Source organism: Bacillota bacterium, assembly GCA_024655925.1.
In the GTDB taxonomy this organism is placed as follows: Bacteria; Bacillota; DTU025; order DTU025; family JANLFS01; genus JANLFS01.
The window spans coordinates 3,004-3,859 of record JANLFS010000165.1 but is presented as its reverse complement, the minus strand read 5'-3'; the positions used below and the strand labels follow the sequence as shown (position 1 = coordinate 3,859).

Here is an 856-nt window from a genome sequence, read left to right as displayed (position 1 = left end):
AAGCATCCATTCCAGTCGCTCCCGGATCATCGCCCCCAACATCTCCACTCCAGTTGGCTCTCATGCCTTGCGGAAGTGCTGCTGGAAGACTACACTGTGCCGGGTGGTCCCAGCCTCGGCGCCTCACGCGCATAGCATAAGGATGGTGAACAGGCCAGGTGACCTTCTTGAACCAGAGGGTCTCCTGGCCCGTTCAGTAAGGTTAGACTACTTAATCTCGACGGTCGCCCCGGCCTCGACGAGCTTGGCCTTGATGGCCTCAGCCTCTTCCTTCTTGATGCCTTCCTTGACAGCCTTGGGCGCGTTATCCACGAGATCCTTTGCCTCCTTCAGGCCGAGCCCTGTGAGCTCTCGCACGACCTTGAGCACGGGGATCTTCTTGTCGCCCGCAGTCACCAGAATCACATCGAACTCGGTTTTCTCCTCAAGGGGCGCGGCGGCGGGGCCTGCTGTGGCCACAGGGCCTGCTGCGGCGGCCACCGGCATGGCGGCGCTGACGCCGAACTTCTCCTCAAGAGCCTTGACCAGCTCAGCAAGTTCCAGAACGTTCATCGTCTCAATGGCAGCAATGATCTCTTCCTTGGTCATCTTGGATTATCCTCCCTTTTGATCAAGCCTGGGCGGGCTCGGTCTGACCGCCGGCCTCTTCTTTCTGTTTCCTCACAGCCTCGAGTGTCCAAACCAGTTTGCGGACGGGACCTGCAAGCACGCTGGCGAGTCCGGCGATGGGCCCAGCCAGGGTCCCGGCCAACCTTGCGAGGAGCACCTCTCTCCCAGGCAGATTTGCCAGGTAGAGGACCTGTTCCCGGGCGATCGCCTTCCGGTTCATGAAACCGCCTTTGATCTCAAGAGCCTT

2 protein-coding genes are annotated in these 856 nt (G+C 60.2%); both read right to left on the bottom strand.

Annotation, left to right across the window (positions count from 1 at the left end; all coding sequences use genetic code 11):
• Positions 1 to 207: 207 nt before the first annotated feature.
• Positions 208 to 588 carry a 50S ribosomal protein L7/L12 gene (gene rplL / locus NUW23_15420; protein MCR4427548.1) on the bottom strand — a complete coding sequence of 127 codons (381 nt, stop codon included), beginning with the start codon at positions 586 to 588 and terminating at the stop codon, positions 208 to 210.
• A gap of 22 nt (positions 589 to 610) precedes the next feature.
• Positions 611 to 856 (bottom strand): hypothetical protein (locus NUW23_15415; protein ID MCR4427547.1); only part of this gene is annotated, 246 nt, incomplete at its 5' end.